This window comes from Flavobacterium movens, assembly GCF_039581425.1.
Taxonomy (GTDB): domain Bacteria; phylum Bacteroidota; class Bacteroidia; order Flavobacteriales; family Flavobacteriaceae; genus Flavobacterium; species Flavobacterium luteolum.
Genome location: NZ_JBCPXY010000002.1, coordinates 50,490 through 70,087, shown reverse-complemented (window position 1 = coordinate 70,087; position 19,598 = coordinate 50,490). Strand labels below are relative to the sequence as shown.

The window sequence follows — 19,598 nt, the reverse complement described above, 5'->3', positions numbered from 1 at the left end:
AAATATTCAAAATAATGACAATTTTGCAAAATATCTTAAAAAAGATATAACATTTTCTTTTAAAAAAAATATATTTTAAAAAGGTCTGCTATATGAATGAGCTTTTGTAACAAAAACCAATTCTATACTACTTATCCTTTTTATTGAAAAGTGTTTTGTACTTTTAAATCCAAAATTGTAAAACGAAATGGCTGAACCATTAATTAAAATAACCGACATTAAACGAAATTTTACTTTAGGAAATGAAATTGTTTATGTTTTAAAAGGAATAGATTTAGAAATTCAAAAAGGAGAATACGTTGCTTTAATGGGACCTTCAGGATCAGGAAAATCCACCTTAATGAATTTATTGGGCTGTTTAGATACACCAACTTCTGGCCGTTATATTTTAAATGGAAAAGATGTCAGCAAAATGAAAGATGATGAATTGGCCGAAATCAGAAACAAAGAAATTGGTTTCGTTTTTCAGACCTTCAATCTTTTGCCAAGAACAACTGCGTTAGACAATGTTGCACTTCCTATGATTTATGCTGGTTACGGAAAATCTGAAAGAATAACCCGCGCAACCGAAGTTTTAAAACAGGTTAATCTAGCAGACAGAATGGATCATCAGCCGAATCAGCTTTCTGGAGGACAGCGCCAGCGTGTTGCCGTAGCAAGAGCTTTGGTCAATAAACCTTCAATCATTCTAGCCGATGAGCCAACAGGAAACTTAGACAGTAAGACTTCTGTAGAAATAATGAAACTTTTTGGAGATATTCATGCACAAGGAAATACGGTAATTCTTGTAACTCACGAAGAAGATATCGCAGCTTACGCGCATAGAATTATCCGTTTACGAGACGGTTTAATTGAAAGCGACACGAGAAAAACTGTTTAGCCGTTTATTTGATTAATTGTTTAATCGGAAAAGGAAAAACTAGATTTTAGATTAATTCAAAAGGAGAGAAACCTTAGAATCTTAGCACCTCAGAACCTTAGCATCTTAAAAAAAATGAAAGTATATACCAAAACAGGCGATAAAGGCACAACGGCACTTTTTGGAGGAACCCGAGTACCAAAAGACCATATTAGAATTGACAGTTATGGAACTGTTGACGAACTGAATTCTTATATCGGATTAATCCGTGATCAGGAAATGGATTCGCATTATAAAACGATTTTAATCGAAATTCAGGATCGTCTTTTTACAGTTGGTGCCATTTTGGCAACTCCACAGGAAAAAGAGGTTTTAAAAAATGGAAAACTTCGCTTAGAAAATCTAGGCATAATCGATTCGGATATTGAATTACTCGAAAACGAAATTGATAAAATGGACGAAAGTCTACCGCCAATGACACATTTTGTTTTACCTGGTGGCCACCCAACCGTGTCACATTGTCATATAGCGCGCTGTATTTGCCGTCGAGCAGAGCGTTTATCAGTCCATTTAAGTCATAATGAACACGTTCCAGAAATAGCAATCACATACTTAAACCGACTTTCTGACTACCTTTTTGTCTTGGCACGAAAGTTGTCCTCAGACTTAAAAGCAGATGAAGTGAAATGGATCCCAAGAAAGTAAAAAACTTTCTTAAAATTTCAATATTTTAAAATCCCAAATTCCAAGAAAAATTAAAAATTCTTTGAATTTAAATTTTACATAAAAGCTTTAAAACAGGAGGATTTAAGCTCCTTTTTTGGAATTTGAAATTTAAAAATTGGGATTTAAAAAGAGACGTTCTTAAATTTTATTAAAATAAATCAAAATTTACTTGTCTTTTTCAGTAAAAAATTTATTTTTGCACAAACTAAACAGATAACAGATGTATTGGACATTAGAATTAGCATCTTATTTAAGTGATGCGCCATGGCCTGCTAACAAAGATGAACTTATTGACTACGCCATTAGAGCAGGTGCTCCATTAGAGGTAGTAGAAAACCTTCAATCAATCGAAGATGAAGGCGAGATATATGAATCAATGGAAGAAATTTGGCCTGATTATCCAACAGACGAAGATTATCTTTGGAATGAGGATGAATATTAAAAAATAAACCAAAGAAAAAAGTCTCATCATAGAGACTTTTTTTTTGGTTCAAATACATATTATATAATAAAGAAATACAATAAATCATGAGTTTCATAAACAGTATTATTAAAGTCTTTGTCGGCGATAAGTCGCAAAAAGATGTCAAAGCTTTACAACCTTACTTAAACAAAATCAAAACGTTCGAAGCTCCTTTAATGAGTCTTTCAAATGACGAATTAAGAGCTAGAACCGTTTATTTTAAAGATAGAATAAAAGAAGCTAGAGCTGACAAAGATGCTAAAATTGCTTCGCTTAAAGCAGAAGTAGAAAACATCGAAGACATCGATAAAAGAGAAGACATTTACGATGCTATAGATGCTCTTGAAAAAGAGGCTTATGAAATCTCTGAAAAAACTTTATTGGAAATTCTTCCAGAAGCTTTTTCTGTAGTAAAAGAAACGGCTCGTCGTTTTAAAGAAAACTCACATATCGAGGTAACTGCAACTGCAAAAGACCGCGAATTCTCAGCAACAAAATCATATATTACTATTGATGGCGAAAAAGCGATCTGGGCAAACAAATGGAATGCTGCTGGAAAAGATATCACTTGGGACATGATTCACTACGATGTTCAGTTAATTGGTGGTATGGTATTGCACGAAGGTAAAGTTGCCGAAATGCAAACGGGAGAAGGTAAAACTTTGGTTGCTACTCTTCCTCTTTACTTAAACGCTTTGACAGGAAACGGAGTTCACTTAGTAACAGTGAATGACTACTTGGCAAAACGTGATAGCACATGGAAAGCTCCTTTATTCGAATTCCACGGTTTATCTGTTGACTGTATCGATAATCACCAGCCAAGTACAGAACAAAGAAAGAAAGCATACGACGCTGATATCACTTACGGAACTAACAACGAGTTTGGTTTCGATTATTTAAGAGACAACATGGCACATTCTCCAAGCGATTTAGTGCAGAGAAAACACAATTTTGCAATTGTCGACGAGGTTGACTCTGTATTAATTGATGATGCTAGAACTCCGCTTATCATTTCTGGACCAGTTCCTCAGGGAGATCGTCACGAATTCAACGAATTGAAACCAAAAATTGAAAACTTAGTTGCTCAACAACGTCAGTTAGCAAATGGTTTCTTAGCTGAAGCTAAAAAATTAATCAAAGAAGGAAATACTAAAGACGGAGGTTTCTTATTATTAAGAGCTTACAGATCTTTACCTAAAAATAAAGCATTAATTAAATTTTTAAGTGAAGAAGGAATTAAACAATTGCTTCAAAAAACTGAAAATCAATACATGCAAGATAACAATCGTGAAATGCACAAAGTTGACGAAGCTTTGTATTTTGTGATTGAAGAGAAAAACAATCAAGTAGAATTAACAGATAATGGTATTAAATACCTTTCTGGAGATACAGATGCAGATTTCTTCGTTTTACCAGACATTGGAACAGAAATCGCTGCGATTGAAAAACAAAAATTAGATAAAGACGCCGAAGCTGAAGCTAAAGAAAGATTATTCCAAGATTTCGGAGTAAAAAGCGAGCGTATCCACACTCTTACTCAACTTTTAAAAGCTTACGCTTTATTCGAAAAAGACGTAGAGTACGTTATCATGGACAACAAAATTATGATTGTCGATGAACAAACTGGTCGTATCATGGATGGTCGTCGTTATTCTGACGGTCTTCACCAAGCGATTGAAGCTAAAGAAAATGTAAAAATCGAAGCTGCTACTCAAACTTTCGCAACTGTAACATTACAGAATTACTTCAGAATGTACAACAAGTTGGCAGGTATGACGGGTACAGCAGTTACAGAAGCTGGCGAGTTATGGCAAATCTATAAATTGGATGTTGTTGAAATTCCGACAAATCGTGGAATTGCAAGAATTGACAAAGAAGATTATATCTACAAAACAACACGTGAGAAATTCAACGCTGTAATCGAAGATGTTACTGAATTATCTCAAGCTGGAAGACCAGTATTAATTGGAACAACTTCTGTAGAGATTTCAGAATTATTAAGCCGTATGCTTAAAATGAGAGGAATCACACACAATGTATTGAATGCTAAAATGCACAAGCAAGAAGCACAAATCGTTGAAGAAGCTGGTAAAGCTGGAGTTGTAACAATTGCAACAAACATGGCTGGACGTGGTACCGATATTAAATTATCTCCAGAAGTAAAAGCAGCAGGAGGTTTAGCAATCGTGGGGACAGAGCGTCATGATTCTCGTCGTGTAGACAGACAGTTACGTGGTCGTTCTGGTCGTCAGGGAGATCCAGGAAGTTCTCAATTCTATGTTTCTCTTGAAGATAACTTAATGCGTTTATTCGGTTCTGAAAGAGTTGCGAAAGTGATGGACAGAATGGGATTAAAAGAAGGTGAAGTTATTCAGCATTCTATGATGACTAAATCTATCGAACGTGCTCAGAAAAAAGTAGAAGAAAACAACTTTGGTGTTCGTAAACGTTTATTAGAATATGATGACGTAATGAACTCTCAGCGTGAAGTAGTTTACAAACGTCGTCGTCACGCATTGTTCGGAGAGCGTTTGAAACTGGATATTGCGAATATGCTTTATGATACTTGCGAATTAATTGTAAGCAACAGTAAAGTAACAAATGATTTTAAAGGATTTGAGTTTGATTTAATTCGTTATTTCGGAATCACATCTCCAATTTCTGAAGCAGATTTCTTAAAATTATCTGATATTGAAGTTACTGGAAAAGTATACAAAGAGGCTTTAGCATTCTATACCGAAAAAACAGAAAGAAGCGCTAGAGAAGCTTTCCCAATTATTAAAGGAGTTTACGAAGAGCCAAACAATCATTTCGAAAGAATTGTAGTTCCGTTTACTGATGGAATCAAAACTTTGAATGTTGTAACTGACTTGAAAAAAGCTTACGAAAGCGAAGGTGCTCAATTAATCGCTGATTTCGAGAAAAACATCACTCTTTCTATTGTTGATGAAGCTTGGAAAAAACACTTACGCAAAATGGACGAATTGAAACAATCTGTTCAATTGGCTGTTCACGAGCAAAAAGATCCATTGCTAATCTACAAATTAGAAGCTTTCAATTTGTTCAGAGGAATGTTGGATAACGTTAACAAAGAAGTAATTTCATTCTTATTCAAAGGTGATTTACCAGCTCAAAATGTTCCTGAAATTCACGAAGCAAGAGAAGTGGCACGTCCAAAAGAAAATTTACAATTAAGTAAAGACGAAATTCCAAATAGCGAAAGCTTGAACCGTGAAGCTGGAGAAACTCAACAACGTCAGGTTACTGAAACTATCGTTAGAGATATGCCAAAAATCAACAGAAACGATACTGTTGTTGTTCAAGAAATTGCTACTGGTAAAACAGAAACAATGAAGTATAAAAAAGCTGAAGCTTTAATCGCAGCTGGAACTTGGGTTTTAATTAACTAATAAGAATCCAATCTAAATATAAAATCCCCGATTACTAAAGTAGTCGGGGATTTTTTGTTTTTTTTTTATTTTGCCACAAATTACACAAATTCTCACTAATTTTTCTGCAAAAAATTAAAAAGCAATTCGTGTAATTCGTGGCGAACAAATTATCTCGGATTATCTTGATAATAACGTTCTTCAATTCGTTTTATATCTTTTATAGAGTTTTTCGCCCAAAGCAAACGTTTTACTAAAATTTCTTCATCGGTCAATTTCCAATCAATATTAGATCTTCTAAGTCTGTTTGTTAAGCTTTGAATAATAATCGCTGCCGAAACCGAAATATTTAAACTTTCTGTAAAACCAACCATCGGTATTTTTAAGAAACCATCTGCGTTGTCCATAATTTCTTTTGACAAACCTTCTTTTTCTGTTCCGAAGAATAATGCGCTTGGTTTTGTAATATCAAAATCTTCCAACATACAATCTTTTTCGTGTGGAGTTGTGGCAATAATTTGATATCCTTTGCTTTTAAGATCAGAAAGGCATCCAGAAACCGAATCAAATCGGTTGATGTCTACCCATTTTTGTGCACCAAGTGCAATTTCTTTGTCGATTCTTTTTCCAAAACGCTGCTCAATTACATTTAATTCCTGAATTCCAAAAACTTCACAACTTCGCATTACCGCGCTTGTATTGTGCATCTGATAAACATCTTCTACTGCAACAGTAAAGTGTTTGGTGCGGTTTCCTAATACTTCTAAAAATCTTTCTTTGCGGTTATCTGTTAATATATTTTCGAGAAAAGCTAAGTAATCTAAATCAATCATTTTAATACTATTTTATCGCAAAAATACATTTTAAAGAAATCTTTTTGTTGCTTTACCTTCATTTTTATTCAAAAATAGAACTTAAAACGGTTTCAAAAATAGCATCTCTAAGTGATTTATTATTATCCTCATCTGGGAAAATTGGCTGGGGTTTAATGGAGCTCATTTCCATCTTGAGCAATTTATTGGTATTGGCAAGAGAATAATAATGTTGTGATTTTGTATTAGTTGGCAAAAATCCAGGTTTTGGATTATAAATCGAATATGCTTTTAAGGAATACAAAAAGTTTTTATATTCCATAAAAGATAATGGTTGCACTTTCACAAACGAAAAAGAAGTTATTGCACTATCCACATAAAATAATTTTCTATTTTTGGTTTGAGCACAAACAATTGCGGTTGTTAAGAATAGAAATAATAAAAACAGCTTTTTCATTTTATAAAAGTAAGAAAAAACTACCTTTCCAATTTAATATATTGATGAATTTTGCAATAAGCCACTAAAGAATAAATTTTAAAAAATGAAAAAGAAACTTGTTGTTTTAACAGGAGCAGGAATTAGCGCCGAAAGCGGCATAAAAACATTTCGGGACAGTGATGGATTATGGGAAGGACATGATGTAATGGAAGTTGCCACTCCTGAAGGCTGGCATAAAAATCAGGAATTGGTTCTCGATTTTTACAACAAAAGACGCCAACAGCTGAAAGAAGTAAATCCGAATTTGGGTCATATTATTTTGGCTGAATTGGAAAAAGATTTCGACGTTTACATTATTACCCAAAATGTTGATGATTTGCATGAACGTGCCGGAAGTACAAATGTTTTGCATTTGCATGGCGAATTATTAAAAGTACGAAGTACACAAAATAAAAATCTAATTCTAGATTGGACTGAAGATTTGCAAAGTGGAGATTTAGATACAAACGGGCATCAATTACGCCCGCATATTGTTTGGTTTGGCGAAGAAGTTCCTGCACTCGAAGAAGCTATTGACATTACCGAAACCGCAGATTATTTTGCTGTAATCGGGACTTCTCTGCAAGTTTATCCAGCGGCAGGATTAATTGCTTATACGCCAAGTACAACTCCTGTTTTTTATATTGATCCAAAACCAATTTCAATTCCGAATCTTAGAAATAAAGTAGAAACTATTGCCAAATTTGCTTCTGAAGGAGTTGCCGATTTAAGAGAAAAATTACTGAACTTAGAAAAAACAACATGATTTTTGAAAGCTGGTTACAACAGTTAAGTCAATTTAACACAATCTACCTCTTTGTTTTCTTTTTGATAGAAAATTTAGTGTTAGTTGGTTTATCTGTTTTAATTGGAAAAATAATCGAATCTGAAAATACCTTTTTACAGACTAAAGATCAGAAATGGGTACTTTCTACGCTTTTTTGTAACACAGTTATAACTTTAATTGGTTTCAAATTGTATCAATACGGAATTCTGAGAGTAGATTTTTCAGCGTCTATTAAACTTATCATTTTCGATACACTTTTGTTGATTCTCTTAATGGATCTTTTTATGTTTATTTTTCATTTTTTGGTTCATCATTTAAAATGGATGTATCCGATTCATAAACTGCATCATACACATGTAGAGACCAATGTTTATAGCTTATATGTTCTTCATCCAATTGAAACTTTAGGTTTTGGATTTATCTGGCTGTTTTTAATTACGACTTTGAAGTTTAATTATTTGAGTATCATTATTTATTTGATTCTAAATCTTTCTTATGGAATATTTGGGCATTTAAAAAAGGACATATTTCCTTTTTTTTGGTATAGCAATTACTTCACAAAATGGATTTCAACCACTAAATTTCATAATGATCATCATAAAAATGAGTCTAAAAATTATGGTTTTTACTTTACAATCTGGGATAAAATTTTCAAAACCATAATTTAAGCATCAATATAACTTTCAGAAGTTTTAACAATACCTTATATTTGCACCTTTCGAAAAAACAACATCACAATGACTACTCTAAACGAATTGAATGCTATATCGCCAATTGATGGAAGATATAGAAATAAAACTCAAAATTTAGCACCTTTTTTCTCTGAAGAAGCTTTAATAAAATACCGCGTTTTGGTTGAAGTGGAATACTTCATTGCTTTATGCCAAATTCCGTTGCCTCAGTTGCAAGGTATTGACGCTAGTTTATTTGAAAGCTTGAGAAATATCTACAAAAACTTTTCTACTGAAGACGCTCTTTGGATTAAAGAAACAGAAAAAGTAACTAACCACGACGTAAAAGCGGTTGAATACTTTATTAAAGATGCTTTTGAAAAATTAGGTTTATCTCAGTACAAAGAGTTCATTCATTTCGGATTAACATCTCAAGATATTAATAACACTGCTATTCCGCTTTCTACAAAAGAAGCGTTTGAGCAAGTTTATATGCCAACTTTAATTGCTGTAATTGCAAAATTAAAAGAATTAAGCGTTGAATGGAAAGACATTCCGATGCTGGCACGTACACACGGACAACCAGCTTCTCCTTCTCGTTTAGGAAAAGAAATTTTGGTTTTCGTAGAGCGTTTAGAAGAGCAAATGCGTTTGTTATTCAATATTCCGTTTGCTGCTAAATTTGGAGGAGCAACAGGAAATTTCAATGCACACCATGTTGCATACCCACAAATTGACTGGAAACAATTCGGAAATAAATTTGTTGAAACAGATCTTGGCTTAAAACATTCTTTCCCAACCACTCAAATTGAGCATTACGATCATTTTGCTGCTTTCTTTGATGCTTTAAAAAGAATTAATACTATTATCATCGATTTAGATCGTGATATCTGGACTTATGTTTCAATGGATTATTTCAAACAGAAAATCAAAGCTGGAGAAATTGGCTCATCTGCAATGCCGCATAAAGTAAATCCAATTGATTTTGAAAACTCTGAAGGAAACTTAGGAATTGCAAATGCTATTTTTGAGCATTTAGCTGCGAAATTGCCAATCTCAAGATTACAGCGTGATTTAACTGACAGTACTGTTTTACGTAATGTTGGTGTTCCTTTTGGACATACTATTATTGCCTTTGAAGCAACTTTGAAAGGTTTAAACAAATTACTTTTAAACGAAGGTAAATTTGCTGAAGATTTAGAGAAAAACTGGGCAGTTGTGGCAGAAGCTATTCAGACTATTTTACGTCGTGAAGCTTATCCAAATCCGTACGAAGCTCTAAAAGGTTTAACGAGAACAAACGAAGCTATCGACAAAAATGCGATTCATAATTTCATTGCAACTTTAGAAGTTTCAGATTCAGTTAGAGCCGAATTGTTAGCTATAACTCCTAGTAATTACACAGGAATTTAATTTGATGCAATATCGTTTTTTACTCCTTGTATTATTTGTTTTCAGCATATCTATTTATGCACAAAAAAAAAGTAGTTAACGGAATTGAAATAGAAATTCTAAAGGCAAAAGAACCTTCCGAATTTTCTACTCTAATGTTGAGAGGCATAAAATTTGACCAATCGCAGTATAAGTACATTATGGTCAAGTGTAAAGTCAAGTCAATAGAAGAAAATCATGCCCGAATAAGTGCTTTTGCATTACTAGATACTGTTAACAAAATAAGATATCGTCTCGGAGATTATTTAGGTTATGCAGCTATTGTAGGAAATCCTGAAAGAAATTATTTTAGAAAAACGAAATCTGAAAATAAAGATTACAGCAGCAATTTGCCTCAATACAAAAGCACTGAAATAGATCAATTTGACAAATTTAATATAGCAGGTTATACTAACTCTGAAATTGCAGTTGAGTTTGGAACTAAAAAAAAATCCTGATTCCAGTATTGTATATTTTGGACAAACTGCTTATAAAAACTTTAAAGCTGAGTTATTTTTTATTATTCCGCTAACATTAAAAGTTTCTACATTTAATCTATATTACAGAGATGTTAATGTAGGCACAGTCAAAATAGAATAAGGGACATAATCCAAAAAAAACCGAGCAATCACGCAAGGAATTTAAGAAAAATACCAAATATTTTACCAGAAAAAGCTATCTTTATCGAGATAGCTTTTTTTATTAAATCCAGAGGCAAATCCAGATTACACTCCTTTTATATTAATTGGAGCTAATGAATTTCATTTGAAACAAAAAGCTGGATCAACTCTTTAAAAAAAATACCACCTTTTTATATGATTGCACTAAATGCCGCTGCAGAAACTACACACCATTTACAACCTTTAATTAGTGATTTAGGATTAATCCTGATGACTGCCGGAATTGCCGTTCTATTATTTAGAAAAATGAAACAGCCTTTGGTTTTAGGCTACCTGATTGCAGGATTTCTAGCTGGAAACCATTTTGATTTTTTCCCTTCTATAACCGACATGAAAAGTGTTGAAGTTTGGGCAGAAATTGGGGTTATATTTTTGCTTTTCAGTTTAGGACTCGAATTCAGCTTTAAGAAACTAATGAAGGTTGGAGGGACTTCGTCTGTCACCGCCATAACCCAGATTCTATTTATGACCGTAATTGGTTATTGTGTCGGGCAATGGATGGGCTGGGGAAAAATGGACAGTATTTTCCTGGGAGCTACACTTTCTATTTCTTCGACAACTATTATCATTAGAGCTTTTGATGAGCTGGGTGTAAAAGGAAAAAAGTTCGTCGGGATTGTTTTCGGCGCTCTAATTGTAGAAGATATTGTTGCCATCTTAATGCTGGTTTTATTGTCAACAATTGCCGTAAGCGATCAGGTTTCGGGCGCAGCACTACTTCAATCTGTTTTAAAACTAATTTTCTTTTTAATTATCTGGTTCTTAGGAGGAATTTTTATTATTCCAACTATTTTTAAAAAAGCAAAACATCTCTTAACCGACGAAATGCTCCTGATTATATCATTGGCATTATGTTTAATGATGGTTATTTTTGCCTCAAATGTAGGTTTCTCTCCAGCTTTAGGTGCTTTTATCATGGGATCTATTATTGCTGAAACTACGATGGCAGAAAAAATCGAACACTTAATTCAGCCTGTAAAAGATTTTTTTGGCGCTGTTTTCTTTGTATCGGTGGGAATGTTAATCAATCCGGTTACTTTGGTAAATTACGCACTTCCAGTAGCTATAATTACTTTATTGACCATATTTGGAAAAGCATTTAGTTCTTCTATTGGAGCTTTAATTTCTGGCCAGCCATTAAAACAATCTGTTCAAACCGGAATGAGTTTAGCTCAAATTGGTGAGTTCTCATTCATTATTGCAACTCTCGGAATGTCTCTAAAAGTTACAAGTGATTTCCTATATCCAATTATCGTAGCTGTATCTGCAATTACCACATTTACGACACCATTCTTAATTAAATATTCGGAAAGATTTGCGTTGGTATTGGAATCTAAAATGCCAAAAAGATGGGTAAAAAATATTAACCGATATAGTGTAAATGCGCAAGCAATTAAATCTGTCAGCACTTGGCAGATTGTACTTCGCTCTTCTATTACACAAATTATACTTCACACAATCATTATTACCGCTATTATATTACTATCGTCTAAATTTGTAGCGCCTTTGGTTGCCGATACACGATTTGGAAATACTTTGGCTGCTTTATTAACTTTGGTTGTAATTGCGCCTTTTTTATGGGCTCTTTCACTTCGTAGAGTTAAAGTAGACGAAGTTGAAGCGTTATGGGAAGAACGTAAATATCGTGGAGCTCTCTTAATGCTGATTCTGATTAGAATGAGTCTCGGTTTATTCTTTGTCGGATTCTTATTGAATATTTTCTTCTCTCCTTTGGTTGCATTTGTAGCCTTAATTATTGCAATTGGTGCATATCAAATTTTCCCTAAAAAACTAAATGAGCAATATCACAAAATCGAAAATCACTTTTTGAAAAACCTCAACGATCGCGAAAACAAAAAGATCGACAGACGATATGCCAATTTAATGCCATGGGACGGACACATGTCTTTCTTTGAAATTAAAAAAGAATCTAATTTGGTTGGACAAACTTTACAAGAACTCCGAATTCGTGAACAGCTCGGAATTAATATCGCTTATATTAAACGAGGAGAAGTAACCATTCCGATTCCTACCAAAACAGAACGTTTATTTCCTGGCGATGAAATTTGTGTAATTGGAACTGATGCTCAAATTGCAGAATTCACAAAATTCTTAACTCAAAACGAAACTGAACCACCTACTAAAGTAGAAGAAACCGATATTGTTTTACGCCAGCTAGAGGTTTCTCAAGACGAATTCATTCAAAAAAGTATTGGACAATTTAGAGCCAAAACAGACGGAATGGTAGTAGGAATTGAACGAAATGGAAACCGTATTCTAAATCCAGAATCTAGTTTAATCTTAGAGAAAAACGACATACTATGGGTTGTGGGAGACAAGAAAAAAATGAATGCTTTGTTGGCGGCTAAGTAAGGTTCTGAGATGCTAAGGTGCTAAGGTTCTAAGTTTTTATATATAAAGCGTTGAAATTTTCATAAATTGAAAGTCTCAACGCTTTTTAATTTTCTTTGCTTTTCATAAAAACAAAAATGCTAAAATTCTAAGAAAAAAACTTAGAACCTTAGCACCTTAATATCTTAGAACCTCAAAAAAGCTATTTATTCGGCTGCGGTGTCAAACGCAAATAAGGTTTAATTGGTGTATGTCCTTTTGGGAATTTTGCTGGAATATCACTGTCTGGAATTGCTGGTGCAATTACTACGTCTTCTCCATCTTTCCAGTTTGCCGGAGTAGCAACACTGTAATTTGCAGTTAATTGCAAACTGTCAATTACACGAAGCAACTCATCAAAATTTCTTCCTGTAGAAGCTGGATAAGTCAGCGTTAATTTGATTTTTTTATCTGGTCCGATAACAAAAACAGAACGCACAGTAAATTTATCACTAGCATTTGGATGAAGCATATCGTATAAATTAGCTACTTTTTTATCCTCATCAGCAATGATAGGAAAATTTACTTCTGTATTTTGAGTTTCGTTGATATCTTTAATCCATTCTTTATGAGACTCTAGGCCATCTACACTCAAAGCAATAACCTTAGTATTTCTTTTTTTGAATTCTGGCACATAGTTCGCCACAGTTCCTAATTCAGTAGTACAAACCGGCGTAAAATCTGCTGGATGCGAAAATAAAACACCCCACGAATCTCCTAGCCATTCGTGAAAATTAATTGGTCCCTGTGTGGTTTCTGCGTGAAAGTCAGGAGCTATATCGCCTAATCTTAATGTTGACATAATTTCATTTTTTTAGTTCATCTAAAATTAACCAAAAAAAGGATATAGAAAACATTGATTTTCTTAAAAAAAGTTAAAATTCTACTTTGTCGATATAATTACTATTTTGAACTAAATAAAACTTAGAACAAAATACCAGAAAGCAAGCGTTACAAAGGAAATCGGAATTCCGAAACCGATCATCATACTGCTTAATTTAGGTTTTAATCCGTAAGTTGAAGCAAGGATTGCACCTGTTATCATTGGCGCCATAGCAGTTTCCATTATCGTAATTTTTATAACTTCAGAATGCTGGTTAAAAATAAATACATACAGCACAAAAATTATAAAAGGAATCAAAAGGAGTTTAAAGAAAAGTCCAAGACGTAAAAATTTCCAATGCTGGCTTTTTCGATCAAAAGTCAATTGAAGTCCAACAGAAAGCAACGCTAAAGGTGTTACCAAACTTCCAATTTTCAGTAATATAAATTGAAAATTTTCATTTAAATTATAATCAAAAACATTCATGAAACAAGCCAATACAAACATTAGAAAGGGCGGAAATAGAATAATCTTTTTAAAAATCCCCAAAGCATTCGGACTTCCTTTAGAATAAAAAGCCGCAGTAAAAACGCCAAGAGTAGAAACCACAACAAAAGTTCCTGGCTGATCTACTAAAACTGCAGTTTCTAAACCTTTCTTTCCAAATAAAGCTTCAATAATCGGATAACCTAGAAAAGAACTGTTGCTCAAACCAGCTGTCAAAATCAGACAGCCAATCAATTTATTTGACCAACCATTTCTTCTTCCCAAAAAATGAAAAAAGATAAAAGCCAGAATATAAGTAATCCACCCCGCTCCTATTGGAAATAGCAATTCACTACTCCATTTTATTTTCGGAATATGGTATAGAGTAATCGCTGGAAGACAGAAATAAATAACAATTTTATTGAGCGTCTTATAAATATGAGTGGGAAACTGTTTTACATGCTGCAAAACTAAGCCCAGCGAAAGAAAGAGAAATATTAGTATAAAGTTGTTCATATAGTAAGATCAAGACAAAAATAAGTATTTCAAATTTAGTGATTAGCGAAAAGTAAATAGTAATTCGCTTTTTGAATAAATCATAACTACTGATTTTCTTTTGTTAAACATGTAACATTTCAATAAAAATCAATCGCTTCTTACTGAATACCAGTCACTTTTAATCAATCACTCATCACACATTTCAAAAAAAATAGTTAAATTAGTACTTTGTGTTACAAAAAGATGTAAATTTGTAACATATTTTATTACAGTATGATTTCAGGTAAATTTGCCATAACGATTCACATTCTTACTTTACTCCATAAATTCCCAAATGATTATTTGTCATCGGAGTTTATTGCGGGAAGCATTAATTTAAATCCTGTTTTGGTTCGAAAAGAAATTGCCAATCTAAAAGCACATCATATTGTAGAAAGTAAAGAAGGAAAAAATGGTGGGACAAAATTGGCGGTTAATCCTGTTGACCTGACTTTAAAACAAATATTCGAAATGACTTTTGAAACCATTGGTTTAGGTTTCGCAAAGAATCAACCAAATCCTGATTGTCCTGTTGGAAAAAACATCAATCAGAATCTGGAAGCTTTGTATAAAGAAATGAATGATAAAGTAAGTGCTCAACTTGAGAACATCTCTCTAGAGGATTTTTCGAATCAATTTTAAAAACTATTTTTTTATCCAAAACTGTAACATTTTTTATTACTAAATAAATTTTTATACCATGAAAATCGCACTTATCGGAGCTACAGGATTTGTTGGCTCAGCAATTTTAAACGAATTAGCAGATAGAAAACATGAAATCACTGCTATTGCAAGAACTCCAAAAGATACAGCAAACGCTAAATGGGTTGCCGCAGATATTTTTAATGTAGATGCCTTGGCAGAAATCTTAAAAGGTCACGATGCTGTGGTTAACGCTTATAACCCAGGATGGACAAACCCAAATATTTACGATGACTTTTTAGCAGGTTCTAAAGCAATTCAGGAAGCGGTTAAAAAATCGGGAGTTAAACGTTTTATTACAATTGGTGGAGCTGGAAGTTTATATGTAGCTCCAGATTTACAAGCGGTTGATACTCCAGATTTTCCAAAAGAGATCTTCCCTGGTGCAAATGCTGCGAGACATTATTTAAACATTATTAAAGAAGAAAAAGACTTGGATTGGGCATTCTTTAGTCCTGCTTTCGAAATGCATGCTGGAACTAAAACAGGAAGAACTGGAAAATACCGTCTAGGCTTAGAAAATCCTGTTTTCAATGACGAGCAAAGAAGCATTTTATCTGTAGAAGATTTAGCAGTTGTTATTGCTGACGAAGTAGAAACGCCAAAACATCATCAGGTTAGATTTACTGCAGGTTACTAAAAAGATCCTAAGTTTTTTTGCCACGAATTCACGAATTTTCTTTTTAAAGTCTTTATCTAAATGTTATTCGAATTAATTCGAAAAAATAATCTCAAAGATTTAAAAAAAAAATTCGTGAATTCGTGACAACTTATTTTTACTCATTGCGAGAATAACAAATTAGCGGAAATTCGTGTAATTAGAGGCAAACTAACTTTTTGAAACTGTCTTTGTTTTCTGTACTTTTACATTTCTAAAAAGTGCGTTTTGTCAAATTCTAATAAACAAACTGGTAGCATCTCTGAAAAAGCTGGAATTTCACCTCCCGAAATCACCAATATTTCGGCTATCAATCAAATTAAAAGCAAACGCAGACAACAACCTACTTCTCAAGAATTAATTAATGGAATTTTAGAAGGAAATAGAACTTCTTTAAGTCGTGCCATTACTTTAATTGAAAGCACCAATCCTGACCATTTTGATAAAGCAAGCGAAGTCATTCAAGGTTGTTTAGCTCATGCTAATAAATCAGTTCGAATTGGAATTACAGGTGTTCCTGGAGTTGGAAAAAGCACTTTTATTGAAGCTTTTGGAAAACATCTGACACAATTAGGAAAAAAAGTAGCTGTTTTGGCAGTCGATCCAAGCAGTTCGCTTTCGCACGGAAGTATTTTGGGAGATAAAACCCGAATGGAAGAATTGGTAAAAGACGAAAATGCTTTTATTCGCCCTAGTGCTTCTGGTGAAACTCTGGGAGGTGTGGCGCGAAAAACCCGCGAAACCATTATTCTTTGTGAAGCCGCAGGTTTTGATACTATTATTATCGAAACAGTTGGTGTTGGCCAAAGCGAAACTGCAGTTCACAGTATGGTCGATTTCTTTTTGCTTTTGAAAATTTCTGGTGCAGGCGACGAACTTCAAGGTATTAAACGTGGTATTATGGAAATGGCAGATGCAATTGTCATTAATAAAGCTGACGGCGATAATATAAAAAAGACAAATCAGGCGAAATTGGAGTTTAATCGCGCTTTGCATTTATTCCCTCCAAAAAAATCAAACTGGCAACCCAAAGTAACTACTTGCAGTTCAATCACAAAAGACGGAATCGCTGAAGTTTGGAATACGATTTCTGATTATTTTGAAATGACGAAAGAATCAGGATTTTTCCAAGACAAAAGAAACGAACAAAACCATTTCTGGATGATGGAAACCATCAACGAACAATTGAAACAGAATTTCTATAATCAGCCTGAAATCATTTCACTTTTAGAAAAAAGCAAAAAAGCAGTGCAAAACAATGAGATTTCATCTTTTGCAGCTGCTTCTGAGTTGTTAAAATTATATTTTAAAAAAAGGTTCTAAGATACTAAGGTTTCCTGTCTGTTCGAGTGGAGTCAAGAACTATATAGCATTTCAACTTCGCTCAATGTGACAAAACTTAGAAGCTTAGCAACTTAGTACCTTAGCATCTTTATTTCTTAGCTCTAAGCTTATATTTACTTTCTTTATATAAATTTCCTGCTGTAATTACATGCGCCAAAGCATCTTTTGCTAATTCTTCATTTAATTTAACTGGAACTAAAGTTGTATCATTTTTGATTTCAAACTGCAATGGCTTCAAATTTGGCTGCATGATCACAACCTGATTTTCAACTCTAAATGCATTGATATCATTAAACTGCATAATAGATCTTCCTTGCACTTTCGGATCCAATTTACTTAGGTTTCTACCTACCATTGGAGTTTCAAATGGAAGTCCTAAAAAACTTAACAATGTTGGTGGAATATCAATCTGACTTGCCAATCTATCATAAACAGCTCCTTTTGGAACTCCTGGTCCCATAATAAATGCTGGGATATGGAATTTGTTTATTGGCACTAAATTTTTTCCGTAAGTTCTTGTGTTATGGTCAGCAATTACAATGAAAATCGTGTTTTTAAAGTACGGTTCTTTCTTTGCCATTTCAAAGAATTTCCCAATAGAGAAATCGGCATACTTCATCGCATTGTTTACCGTATTAGGCTTTTTATCGTAAGGCTTAATTCTTCCGGCTGGATATTCAAATGGCTCGTGATTTGAAGTCGAGAACATTAAAGAGAAAAATGGTTTATCTCCTTTTGATTTAAAATACTGATTGGCTTTGGTCACCAAATCTTCATCAGAATAACCCCAAGTTCCTTTGAAAGCATATTTATTTCCATCTGATTCAAAATCAGTTTGGTCTACGATGTCTGTAAAACCATTTCCGTTAAAGAACGAAGCCATATTATCAAAATTGGCCATTCCGCCATAAATGAAGCTTGTATCGTAACCTTTTTGTTTTAACGCATCTGCCAATGTAAAAAATCCTTGTTGTGAGTTTCCAAGCTTCACTACACTTTCTGATGGAGAAGGCAAAAATCCAGTTACAACTGCTTCAATTCCGCGAACACTTCTGGTTCCTGTGCAATACAAATTGGTGAACAATAATCCTTCTTTAGATAATTTATCAAATTCAGGTGTTAAAGGCTTTCCTCCCAAAATTCCAACATATTCTGCACCTAAACTTTCCTGTAAAAATATCACCAAGTTATAGGGCTTTTTCATAACAGAATCTGGCTGCTGTACATGCAAAAACGGAATGTCTTTATCGCTAAAATCGTTTGGTCCTGCTATCATGTATTTCTTTACACGAGCAATAGCTTCGGCTTCATCCATTTTACCATACATTTTAGTATTTCCTTCATTTTTGATTGAATACGCGGCAAAAGCAACGGTATAAAATGAATTTAATCCCAAAGTATTTGTAAGCTGATCTGTTGAGAAAACAGCATTACTAGCATTAATAGGACGTTTTGAAGTAAGGCTTGAACGTGCTCCGAAAAACAATAAAAAAGCAACTAATGGAAACACCATTAATTTGAATTTATATTCTGTACTTGTGGTATAAAATAATTGTTTCCCCTTTTTAAAAGCCAAATACAGTACAACGCCAAGAATTAGAAAAGTCACAATAATTGAAGTCAGATAACTTTTTAAAAGCATTCCAACCACTTCTTTTGGATAAATAAGATAATCTAAGAAAATCTTATTCGGACGTGTATCATATTGCTTTACAAAATCTGGAGAAGCTAATTCTACAAAAAGAATTAAAAACAGAAATAGAAAACTATAAATTACCAGAAATTTGTTGGTGAATTTTATCCATTTATTTGGCAGAAAAGTAATTAGAACTGCTGGCAAAAATGACAAATAACACAATAATATTAAATCCATTCGTAATCCGATTGGAAAAATATACCAGAAATCTGGCGTCTGCACTACTCTTTCTTTAAAAAGAAAAAACAAAAAGATTCGGCTTAAAGTGGTAATCAATAATCCGATTAAAATAAAACTGAAAATAGGTTTTAAAAAACGTAAATTTTTCATTAAAAATAGTATAAGAACGTAAGATTAGAAAAACAAATTACTCTTCGTAACGATTAATTTCTCTGTCGTAAAACTCATTTGCTTTTTCAATTAAACTTTCCATTTCGGCGTTTAATTCAGCTTCGTCAAGATCTTCTGGTTCTTCTAAAAACTCAACCTCATCATCTTTCAAATTGATAATAAATCTTGGGTAATCTAGGTGAATGATAAAAATATCGTCTGGAAAATCGGTATTATCTCCAAGTAAAAATTTAGGTAATTCCATATCTATTATTTTTTTTAATGGTTATTTTTTTGTCTCAGATTATACAGATTAAAAGAATTTCTCTTGACTT

Annotated in this window: 18 protein-coding genes; 12 read left to right on the top strand and 6 right to left on the bottom strand. The window is 33.4% G+C overall.

Going from position 1 to position 19,598, the window contains the following annotated elements; all coding sequences use genetic code 11:
* The first annotated feature begins 187 nt into the window (after nucleotides 1-187).
* From AAYQ05_RS03765 to secA, 4 genes are all read left to right on the top strand, one after another.
* Complete coding sequence (locus AAYQ05_RS03765; RefSeq protein WP_343541233.1) at nucleotides 188-880, top strand: ABC transporter ATP-binding protein; 693 nt, start codon at nucleotides 188-190, stop codon at nucleotides 878-880.
* 114 nt (nucleotides 881-994) lie between these two features.
* Nucleotides 995-1,564, top strand: a complete 570-nt coding sequence (locus AAYQ05_RS03760) for a cob(I)yrinic acid a,c-diamide adenosyltransferase (protein ID WP_281633631.1) — start codon at nucleotides 995-997, stop codon at nucleotides 1,562-1,564.
* A 241-nt stretch (nucleotides 1,565-1,805) separates the two neighbouring features.
* Nucleotides 1,806-2,027 carry a DUF2795 domain-containing protein gene (locus tag AAYQ05_RS03755; protein ID WP_007138072.1) on the top strand — a complete coding sequence of 74 codons (222 nt, stop codon included), beginning with the start codon at nucleotides 1,806-1,808 and terminating at the stop codon, nucleotides 2,025-2,027.
* Between the two features lie 86 nt (nucleotides 2,028-2,113).
* A complete protein-coding gene (gene secA, locus AAYQ05_RS03750) occupies nucleotides 2,114-5,458 on the top strand; it encodes a preprotein translocase subunit SecA (RefSeq protein ID WP_343541232.1) in 3,345 nt (1,114 codons plus the stop codon).
* A gap of 149 nt (nucleotides 5,459-5,607) precedes the next feature.
* On the opposite strand, the gene AAYQ05_RS03745 is transcribed toward secA, so the two are convergent.
* Nucleotides 5,608-6,270: a TrmH family RNA methyltransferase gene (locus AAYQ05_RS03745; protein ID WP_343541231.1), complete on the bottom strand. Its 663-nt coding sequence runs from the start codon at nucleotides 6,268-6,270 to the stop codon at nucleotides 5,608-5,610.
* A gap of 64 nt (nucleotides 6,271-6,334) precedes the next feature.
* Nucleotides 6,335-6,706, bottom strand: a complete 372-nt coding sequence (locus AAYQ05_RS03740; RefSeq protein ID WP_343541230.1) for a hypothetical protein — start codon at nucleotides 6,704-6,706, stop codon at nucleotides 6,335-6,337.
* 85 nt (nucleotides 6,707-6,791) lie between these two features.
* On the opposite strand from AAYQ05_RS03740, the gene AAYQ05_RS03735 reads away from it, so the two are divergent.
* The 5 genes from AAYQ05_RS03735 to AAYQ05_RS03715 all read left to right on the top strand — a co-directional run bounded on the left by AAYQ05_RS03735 (nucleotide 6,792) and on the right by AAYQ05_RS03715 (nucleotide 12,669).
* Nucleotides 6,792-7,493, top strand: a complete 702-nt coding sequence (locus AAYQ05_RS03735; protein WP_343541228.1) for an SIR2 family NAD-dependent protein deacylase — start codon at nucleotides 6,792-6,794, stop codon at nucleotides 7,491-7,493.
* Nucleotides 7,490-8,182, top strand: coding sequence for a sterol desaturase family protein (locus AAYQ05_RS03730; protein WP_343541227.1), 693 nt, complete (start codon nucleotides 7,490-7,492; stop codon nucleotides 8,180-8,182). Before AAYQ05_RS03735 ends, AAYQ05_RS03730 begins: the two co-directional genes overlap by 4 nt.
* 69 nt (nucleotides 8,183-8,251) lie before the next feature.
* Entirely contained in the window at nucleotides 8,252-9,598 is a 1,347-nt protein-coding gene (gene purB, locus AAYQ05_RS03725) for an adenylosuccinate lyase (protein ID WP_343541225.1), read from the top strand.
* Between the two features lie 56 nt (nucleotides 9,599-9,654).
* Nucleotides 9,655-10,074 carry a hypothetical protein gene (locus AAYQ05_RS03720; RefSeq protein ID WP_343541223.1) on the top strand — a complete coding sequence of 140 codons (420 nt, stop codon included), beginning with the start codon at nucleotides 9,655-9,657 and terminating at the stop codon, nucleotides 10,072-10,074.
* Nucleotides 10,075-10,431: 357 nt separating this feature from the next.
* Entirely contained in the window at nucleotides 10,432-12,669 is a 2,238-nt protein-coding gene (locus AAYQ05_RS03715; protein ID WP_343541221.1) for a cation:proton antiporter domain-containing protein, read from the top strand.
* A gap of 181 nt (nucleotides 12,670-12,850) precedes the next feature.
* Here the strand turns inward: AAYQ05_RS03715 and AAYQ05_RS03710 are convergent, their stop codons facing one another.
* Nucleotides 12,851-13,489 carry a peroxiredoxin gene (locus tag AAYQ05_RS03710; RefSeq protein WP_198858320.1) on the bottom strand — a complete coding sequence of 213 codons (639 nt, stop codon included), beginning with the start codon at nucleotides 13,487-13,489 and terminating at the stop codon, nucleotides 12,851-12,853.
* A 111-nt stretch (nucleotides 13,490-13,600) separates the two neighbouring features.
* Complete coding sequence (locus AAYQ05_RS03705; protein ID WP_343541220.1) at nucleotides 13,601-14,512, bottom strand: AEC family transporter; 912 nt, start codon at nucleotides 14,510-14,512, stop codon at nucleotides 13,601-13,603.
* A 255-nt stretch (nucleotides 14,513-14,767) separates the two neighbouring features.
* Here AAYQ05_RS03705 and AAYQ05_RS03700 point away from each other — a divergent pair, with 255 nt between their 5' ends.
* The 3 genes from AAYQ05_RS03700 (at nucleotide 14,768) to meaB (ending at nucleotide 17,216) form a co-directional block, all read left to right on the top strand.
* Nucleotides 14,768-15,175: an RrF2 family transcriptional regulator gene (locus tag AAYQ05_RS03700; RefSeq protein ID WP_343541219.1), complete on the top strand. Its 408-nt coding sequence runs from the start codon at nucleotides 14,768-14,770 to the stop codon at nucleotides 15,173-15,175.
* A 58-nt stretch (nucleotides 15,176-15,233) separates the two neighbouring features.
* Nucleotides 15,234-15,875, top strand: coding sequence for an NAD(P)-dependent oxidoreductase (locus tag AAYQ05_RS03695; RefSeq protein WP_343541218.1), 642 nt, complete (start codon nucleotides 15,234-15,236; stop codon nucleotides 15,873-15,875).
* Nucleotides 15,876-16,121: 246 nt separating this feature from the next.
* The gene (gene meaB, locus AAYQ05_RS03690; RefSeq protein ID WP_343541217.1) at nucleotides 16,122-17,216 is read left to right on the top strand and encodes a methylmalonyl Co-A mutase-associated GTPase MeaB; all 1,095 of its coding nucleotides are present in this window, start codon (nucleotides 16,122-16,124) and stop codon (nucleotides 17,214-17,216) included.
* A 109-nt stretch (nucleotides 17,217-17,325) separates the two neighbouring features.
* Here meaB and AAYQ05_RS03685 read toward each other — a convergent pair whose 3' ends face one another.
* Both AAYQ05_RS03685 and AAYQ05_RS03680 read right to left on the bottom strand, forming a co-directional pair.
* Nucleotides 17,326-19,263, bottom strand: a complete 1,938-nt coding sequence (locus AAYQ05_RS03685) for an LTA synthase family protein (RefSeq protein ID WP_343541216.1) — start codon at nucleotides 19,261-19,263, stop codon at nucleotides 17,326-17,328.
* Between the two features lie 37 nt (nucleotides 19,264-19,300).
* Nucleotides 19,301-19,528, bottom strand: a complete 228-nt coding sequence (locus AAYQ05_RS03680; protein ID WP_008468034.1) for a DUF8828 family protein — start codon at nucleotides 19,526-19,528, stop codon at nucleotides 19,301-19,303.
* Nucleotides 19,529-19,598 lie beyond the last annotated feature (70 nt).

Bases quoted from the DNA above. Each gene is read 5' to 3' on its own strand.
- AAYQ05_RS03705 (WP_343541220.1), bottom strand. From the start codon at position 14,512: ATGAACAACTTTATACTAATATTTCTCTTTCTTTCGCTGGGCTTAGTT.
- AAYQ05_RS03685 (WP_343541216.1), bottom strand. From the start codon at position 19,263: ATGAAAAATTTACGTTTTTTAAAACCTATTTTCAGTTTTATTTTAATC.
- purB (WP_343541225.1), top strand. From the start codon at position 8,252: ATGACTACTCTAAACGAATTGAATGCTATATCGCCAATTGATGGAAGA.
- AAYQ05_RS03695 (WP_343541218.1), top strand. From the start codon at position 15,234: ATGAAAATCGCACTTATCGGAGCTACAGGATTTGTTGGCTCAGCAATT.
- AAYQ05_RS03735 (WP_343541228.1), top strand. From the start codon at position 6,792: ATGAAAAAGAAACTTGTTGTTTTAACAGGAGCAGGAATTAGCGCCGAA.
- AAYQ05_RS03720 (WP_343541223.1), top strand. From the start codon at position 9,655: ATGCACAAAAAAAAAGTAGTTAACGGAATTGAAATAGAAATTCTAAAG.
- AAYQ05_RS03745 (WP_343541231.1), bottom strand. From the start codon at position 6,270: ATGATTGATTTAGATTACTTAGCTTTTCTCGAAAATATATTAACAGAT.
- secA (WP_343541232.1), top strand. From the start codon at position 2,114: ATGAGTTTCATAAACAGTATTATTAAAGTCTTTGTCGGCGATAAGTCG.
- AAYQ05_RS03680 (WP_008468034.1), bottom strand. From the start codon at position 19,528: ATGGAATTACCTAAATTTTTACTTGGAGATAATACCGATTTTCCAGAC.
- AAYQ05_RS03715 (WP_343541221.1), top strand. From the start codon at position 10,432: ATGATTGCACTAAATGCCGCTGCAGAAACTACACACCATTTACAACCT.
- AAYQ05_RS03740 (WP_343541230.1), bottom strand. From the start codon at position 6,706: ATGAAAAAGCTGTTTTTATTATTTCTATTCTTAACAACCGCAATTGTT.
- AAYQ05_RS03700 (WP_343541219.1), top strand. From the start codon at position 14,768: ATGATTTCAGGTAAATTTGCCATAACGATTCACATTCTTACTTTACTC.
- AAYQ05_RS03755 (WP_007138072.1), top strand. From the start codon at position 1,806: ATGTATTGGACATTAGAATTAGCATCTTATTTAAGTGATGCGCCATGG.
- AAYQ05_RS03730 (WP_343541227.1), top strand. From the start codon at position 7,490: ATGATTTTTGAAAGCTGGTTACAACAGTTAAGTCAATTTAACACAATC.
- AAYQ05_RS03710 (WP_198858320.1), bottom strand. From the start codon at position 13,489: ATGTCAACATTAAGATTAGGCGATATAGCTCCTGACTTTCACGCAGAA.
- AAYQ05_RS03765 (WP_343541233.1), top strand. From the start codon at position 188: ATGGCTGAACCATTAATTAAAATAACCGACATTAAACGAAATTTTACT.
- AAYQ05_RS03760 (WP_281633631.1), top strand. From the start codon at position 995: ATGAAAGTATATACCAAAACAGGCGATAAAGGCACAACGGCACTTTTT.